The sequence below is a fragment of the Paraburkholderia sp. RL17-381-BIF-C genome (assembly GCF_046026435.1).
Lineage (GTDB): Bacteria > Pseudomonadota > Gammaproteobacteria > Burkholderiales > Burkholderiaceae > Paraburkholderia.
This window is the reverse complement of record NZ_JARESX010000057.1, coordinates 39,997-45,996: the sequence shown is the minus strand read 5'-3', so window position 1 is coordinate 45,996 and position 6,000 is coordinate 39,997. Positions and strand designations below refer to the sequence as shown.

The 6,000-nt window shown below is 58.6% G+C and carries 5 protein-coding genes; all 5 read left to right on the top strand.

The features are described from left to right. Positions 1-92 precede the first annotated feature (92 nt). The 5 genes from P0D70_RS27360 to P0D70_RS27340 all read left to right on the top strand — a co-directional run bounded on the left by P0D70_RS27360 (position 93) and on the right by P0D70_RS27340 (position 5,985). Positions 93-1,778, top strand: a complete 1,686-nt coding sequence (locus tag P0D70_RS27360; protein ID WP_091803992.1) for a phospholipase C — start codon at positions 93-95, stop codon at positions 1,776-1,778. A 116-nt stretch (positions 1,779-1,894) separates the two neighbouring features. Beyond that, on the top strand, positions 1,895-3,328 hold the full coding sequence (locus P0D70_RS27355; RefSeq protein ID WP_408186758.1) for a cytochrome-c peroxidase: 1,434 nt from the start codon (positions 1,895-1,897) through the stop codon (positions 3,326-3,328). A 5-nt stretch (positions 3,329-3,333) separates the two neighbouring features. Then, positions 3,334-3,987 carry a hypothetical protein gene (locus P0D70_RS27350; RefSeq protein ID WP_408186754.1) on the top strand — a complete coding sequence of 218 codons (654 nt, stop codon included), beginning with the start codon at positions 3,334-3,336 and terminating at the stop codon, positions 3,985-3,987. A gap of 580 nt (positions 3,988-4,567) precedes the next feature. After that, positions 4,568-5,737: a GGDEF domain-containing protein gene (locus P0D70_RS27345; RefSeq protein WP_408186753.1), complete on the top strand. Its 1,170-nt coding sequence runs from the start codon at positions 4,568-4,570 to the stop codon at positions 5,735-5,737. A 44-nt stretch (positions 5,738-5,781) separates the two neighbouring features. Next, the gene (locus tag P0D70_RS27340) at positions 5,782-5,985 is read left to right on the top strand and encodes a hypothetical protein (protein ID WP_408186759.1); all 204 of its coding nucleotides are present in this window, start codon (positions 5,782-5,784) and stop codon (positions 5,983-5,985) included. Positions 5,986-6,000: the final 15 nt, after the last annotated feature.

Sequence of the window (6,000 nt, the reverse complement as noted above, 5' to 3'; positions counted from 1 at the left end):
GTGGTTTTTGACGTTCCCCGCGCGCCCGCTTATTTCGCGATGAAACAGCGGACGAAAAATAAATAGCAAAACGATATCCGGAGTTAACTCGAATGTTTACCCGAGCTTTCCTGTTTGGTGTATCAGGCATCGCAATGGCGGTCTCACTGTACGCATGCGGTGGCAGCGGCTCGAATGGGCTGACGCCCGTGAGCGCACAAAATCAGTTGACGACGGCAACACCCATCAAGCACGTCGTTGTGATTTACAACGAAAACGTCTCTTTCGACCACTACTTCGCAACCTACCCGAATGCGACTAACCCGTCGGGTGAACCCGCGTTCACGGCTGCCGCAGGCACGCCGTCGGTGAATGGTCTGAGCGGCACACTGCTGACCAATAACCCCAACTTCATCAATACACTGAACGGCACGGGCGCTGCGAATCCGTTCCGGCTGGACCGGACGCAGGCGGCAACGGCCGACCAGAACCACGCTTATACGGCGGAACAGCAAGCGTATAACAATGGCGCCGCGGACCTGTTCCCGAAGTTCACGGGTAAGGGTTCGAGTGGTGGCGCAGGCGCCTTCGGTACAACTGGACAGGTAATGGGTTACTACGATGGCAACACCGTTACTGCCATGTGGAACTATGCTCAGCACTTTGCGATGAGCGACAACGCTTACACGGATACGTTCGGACCGTCGACGCCGGGTGCACTGGAAGTTATCGCCGGCCAGACCAACGGCGTGCAACTGGTCAAGACAAGCCAGCAGCCATTCAATCTCACGACGGCTTCGCATTCTTACTACGTCAACGACGGTCAAGGGGGCATTACCCTCATCAATGACGTCGACCCGGCAAACGACCTGTGCTCCAGCACGACCGACCAGATTCTGATGTCCGGCAAGAACATCGGCGACCTGCTTAACGCCAGGAGCATCACGTGGGGCGGCTTCATGGGCGGCTTCAACCTGTCGACGACCAACAGCAACGGTACGACCGGCTGCAAACGCAGTACAGTGACCCCGGCGGTCGGTCAGGCGACTGCCGATTACATCCCGCACCACAACTGGTTCCAGTACTACGCGTCGACGTCAAACCCGCAGCATTTGCGTCCTAGCGCGACAGCAGCCATCGGCTATACGCTCCAGTCCGACGGCAAGACAGTTGACCCGGCAAACCACCAGTACGACTCTGACGATTTCTTCGCCGCGGTGAAGGCCGGGAACTATCCGTCGGTCAGCTTCATCAAGGCCCCGGCATTCCAGGATGGCCATGCTGGCTACTCGGACCCGCTCGACGAACAGGCCTTCACGGCAAAGGTAGTCAACTTCCTGCAGCAGCAGCCTGACTGGAAGAGCACGGCGGTTATCGTAGCGTGGGACGATTCGGATGGCTGGTACGACCATGCCTATGCGAATCCCACGAGCCCGTCGTTCGACGCTCAGGCGGACCAGTTGAACGGCGCCGGCAAGTGCGGTACGGGAACGGCTCCGAACGGCGTGAATGGTGCGGCGGTCAATGGACGCTGCGGCCCGGGCACGCGTATTCCGTTCCTCGTGATTTCGCCGTGGGCAAAGGTGAACTACGTTGACCACACGCCGATTAGCCAGGCATCCGTGGTTCGCTTCATCGAAGACAACTGGCTGGGCAGCCAACGCATCGGCGGCGGTTCGTTCGATGCGACGGCCGGCAGCATCATGGGTCTGTTCAACTTCAGCGGCGCGGGTAACAACCCGACGGTGTTCGTCGACCCGAACCTGGGCTCGGTCGTCTCCTCCGTACCTGCCATCTGAACTCCGCCCTTCGCATCGGTGCCTGGCACCGATGCGAAACGGAAGAGTACTTCGGTGTTGCCAGCCCTTTGGGTTGGCAACATTTTTCATTTTCAGATTTCCTCGTCGTTGCTCATATGCCCGCCTCCTCAGTTCCTTCTACGGAAACAAGTCCTCAGAGACAGCCGCAGTTCCGCATTCGACGCACGCTTAAACGGGTTGTCGCAGCGGCGGCTGTCGCCGCAGTCGGTTTTTGCGGCTGGGCGCTGCTGTATCCGTCACGCGTGCCTGCAGCAGTCGGCTTGGTTGTGGAAAACCTCACTGGCGCGAACCCGAATCCCATCGAGCTTCAGCGTCCTGTTGCGCCACCTCAATTGAGTGCAGCGGCGCAACTTGGGAAGAAGATATTCTTCGACCCGACACTTTCCGCGTCGGGCCGCCAGTCATGCGCCTCCTGCCATAGCCCGGAGCATGCATACGGGCCCGCCAATAACCTGGCTGTCCAGTTAGGTGGTGCCTCATTGTCGCAGGAAGGCTACCGGCCGCCACAGTCGCTCATGTACCTCTACCGGCAGCCGAATTTCAGCATCGGCCCCGACGCCGGAGACGCGGACAACGCTCCCGACCTGGCGAAGATTGCGAGTCAGGCTGCAGGCGTCGCGCGGGCGCAAAAGAACGCGGGTGTTGCTCCGGCGGCGCCAGCGATGGTTCCGCAGGGCGGGATGTTCTGGGACGGCCGCGCGGATACGCTCCAGGCGCAGGCATCAGGCCCACTGCTTAATCCGGTCGAGATGGCGAACGCGAACATCGCCGATGTCATGGCGAAGCTCGAGCGGACGCCGTACAAGGACGACTTCACCCAGCTTTTCGGCGCGCATGTGTTTGAGAACACGACGCTTGCGATGTCCGAGGCGATGTTTGCAGTAGCGCGTTATCAGGTTGAAGAGCAGTCGTTTCATCCGTACACCAGCAAGTACGACTATTGGCTGGAAGGGAAGGCTAGGCTGAGTCAGGCGGAACTGCATGGACTGCGTCTGTTCAACGACCCGGACAAGGCGAACTGTGCGGGTTGCCACCTCTCGAAACCGGGTGCTGACGGCCTGCCGCCAATGTTTACCGACTACCAGTATGAAGCGCTCGGTGTGCCCCGCAACGTCCATCTTGCGGCCAACAAAGACCAGAGTTTCTTCGACATGGGCATCTGCGGTCCTTTCCGAACGGACCTGAAAGACCAGACGCAATATTGCGGGATGTTCCTGACGCCGACGCTACGGAACGTGTCGACGCGCAAGGTATTTTTCCACAATGGTGTGTATACCTCGCTTGAGGACGTCATGGCGTTCTACAACGAACGCAATACCGCTCCGCAGAAGTTTTATCCGCGCGGCGCGGATGGGAAGACTCGTCAGTACGATGACTTGCCGATGCGGTTTCATGCGAACATCGACGATAAGGACGCCCCCTTCGACCGGAAACCTGGCGACAAGCCGGCGATGACTGACACCGATATTCACGACATCATCGCTTTTCTGAAGACGCTGAACGACGGATACCGGGTCGGTGCGCAGTAGGTGACATGACAACGCTGTGGAACATAAGGGCTGCGTCGATGCTGCCGCAGCCCCCAGCTTTGAAAATTCCAAAGATTCACTTGTCACTTGCAGTGCATCATCAGGAGGAACGATATGTGGATGCTGCCTCGTACCTGGAGGAACTCAAATTACATGATGCTGACGGGCAAATGGCGCGATGCCCATTCTGTCGTCGCGAGATGATGATTGTGGAAGATGCAGGGGAGCAGGGACTTCAGTTTCTCCATCGACAGCATTTCTCGTTATCACCGTGCCCACTCACGACGAGCAATATTCAGCCCCCTGTACTCTTCGCACGAGGGATACGGAATATCGAAGTTGAGGGCAGGAATCGCGATACTTTCATTGCGAACTGGCGGACTTACTTCGCCGTCATGGCTGACCAGGTCAAGACGCTTTCCGTCGAGCGCTTCGTCAACCTCGTATCAATTGCCGACGTGCTGAATCTTTGGTCCTACAGCGACCTGGCTATGAGTGACATGCCGTTCATACTCCTCGTACTCGCGGAGGTAGAGCGCTCCGGTCTGGTGCTGCACACGCGCACGGGTTCGATTTCCAACTCCGATGCGATGCTATTCGAAACTCTGTTGGAGACGATTGAACGCTACCGGCGAAACCGCCACGAGGCACCGTCCTGACAAGCTTGGGGTGGTTCTAACCCCGTGCGAATTGCGAACCGAGGGTCATGGCGAATTTCGCGAGCCGTTATCCTCGAGGGAGAGCCGATACGCCGGCCGCCCGACACGCAATGCATAGCTGCACTTGGGCCCGCCCGGCCGGCATGGCTGACCGCTGGCGGTGATTTTTCGGATGTCGTCGCTGCTTCGCCGGTGTCTCAGGAAAACTTTCCCGACGTTGAGCGGCATTCGATACTATCGCCGCGACATACGTGGTGCCGAGCTTTGTGAAGGCAACTGCGCCGCTCTTTCCAATGTGACATTTCGTCGATTTTGAAGCTGCGATACGCTAAAGAGCGTTGACGGCTAGTGTGCTGCGGAAGATGCCCGTATCCATGAAGTTTCACCCCGTGGGAAGTCTGTTCGCCGATATGGAAATCCGCGGAGGATTCAAGAACGCCAGCCGCCTGCCGTAAACGCATGAGGGGGCCCTTGCTCTGCGACTCAAGGCGAAAAGCCCCGTGGAGCGCTTCAACATGGCCGCGCGCTCTGATGCCCTCTAATCCATATCGCTGTGAGTTTCGACTTCGCGCCAATAGGTATGTTCAGCCTCGTCAGCCTCCTGGTTGTTGCAATCATGTCCTGCTTGGTGAGCATGGCGGTGTTTGGTTCGCTGCTGCACGTGGGAATACAAGGGTTGCGTCGCTGGATTGGCGCAAACGCCGTCGTAGTCGTAGCGCTCGTCCTTCTCGCACTGCAGGCACCTGCGCCTGCACAGCTGGCCATAGTTGTCGCAAGTGCATTGCTCGGGGCCGCGGCGCTCTTGATGTTGCAAGGCTGTCGGCAGTTCTTTGGTCTTCGGCCTGCCCACTCGTTGGAGTACGTCGCGTACGGAGTGGTGCTGCTCGGTATTGTCTATTGGGGATACCTGTCGCCAGACGTCAATGCCAGAATTGCTTTGCTATCGGCGTTTCTTGCGTATGCCCGTCTCGCCATTGGCTGGATTGTGTTCAGGTTGCGGCCGCCGGGCAGACCGAAATATTGCTATCAGTTTTTGGCGGGTGCGGCATTCCTCGGCGCGGCTGTCCACGCATCACGCAGTATCGCCTGTGTAGTGGGATGGGAGCATCAGACCGCCTTTCTGGCGCCGACGCCGATAAACATTGCATTCATCGGTCTTGCCATATTAGCGCTGCCGTGTCTTTCGATTGGCGTGGTCATGCTTGCTCACGACCGGATGGCTGAGGGTATGGAACGCCTGGCAAATGTCGACGGGCTCACGGGTGCGCTTGTGCGCCGTGCTTTCCTTGCCCGGGCAGAGTCATTGCTGGCTGAAGCCAGGAACTCGAACTTGCGGCTGTCTATTGCAATTCTGGACCTCGACAAGTTCAAGGCAATCAATGACGAACACGGGCATGCCGGCGGCGACCAGGTACTTGCGCATTTCGCTTCCACCGTATCAAGCGGCTTGCGCCGCGGGGATGTCTTCGGCCGCCTCGGCGGAGAGGAATTCGCAATCCTGTCTCAGTCCACCGGGCAGGTCGACACCTTTCGCCTGATGGACCAGCTTCGCGTCCGTATCGCAGCATCACGTCTGGCTGTTGCGTCAGGCGAAGTCACCTACACCTTCAGTGCCGGCGTCGATGAGTACCAGGAAGGCGACACATTGGCGAACATGTTGGGAAAAGCGGATGCCGCGCTATACGCCGCAAAAGCCATGGGCCGGAATTGCGTTGTCGGTACGCGGTTGGCCGACAGTCAACGCGCTTGAGATGCACGAGGCGGGAGTGCGAATGAGCGAGCTGACGGACCTGCATGAGATTCGCTGAATTTCTATTCATTCTTCCCCATGGCTTGCTCGCAGATTGCCTGCTGTACGACCAGCAGATCGCAGCGCTAGAGCGCAATGCATTCGCGAACCAGCGACGGCTCGATCTGTCGGACCTGCGCTATCGCAACGGCGGGGACAGCTATCCGGCGCTCGCGGTCAACGATCACGCGTGCCATATCGCGGCATAGAGCCCCGGCTTTGGC

Excerpts from the sequence above, each read along its gene's own strand:
- P0D70_RS27360 (WP_091803992.1), top strand. The coding sequence starts at position 93 with ATGTTTACCCGAGCTTTCCTGTTTGGTGTATCAGGCATCGCAATGGCG.
- P0D70_RS27355 (WP_408186758.1), top strand. The coding sequence starts at position 1,895 with ATGCCCGCCTCCTCAGTTCCTTCTACGGAAACAAGTCCTCAGAGACAG.
- P0D70_RS27350 (WP_408186754.1), top strand. The coding sequence starts at position 3,334 with ATGACAACGCTGTGGAACATAAGGGCTGCGTCGATGCTGCCGCAGCCC.
- P0D70_RS27345 (WP_408186753.1), top strand. The coding sequence starts at position 4,568 with ATGTTCAGCCTCGTCAGCCTCCTGGTTGTTGCAATCATGTCCTGCTTG.
- P0D70_RS27340 (WP_408186759.1), top strand. The coding sequence starts at position 5,782 with ATGAGATTCGCTGAATTTCTATTCATTCTTCCCCATGGCTTGCTCGCA.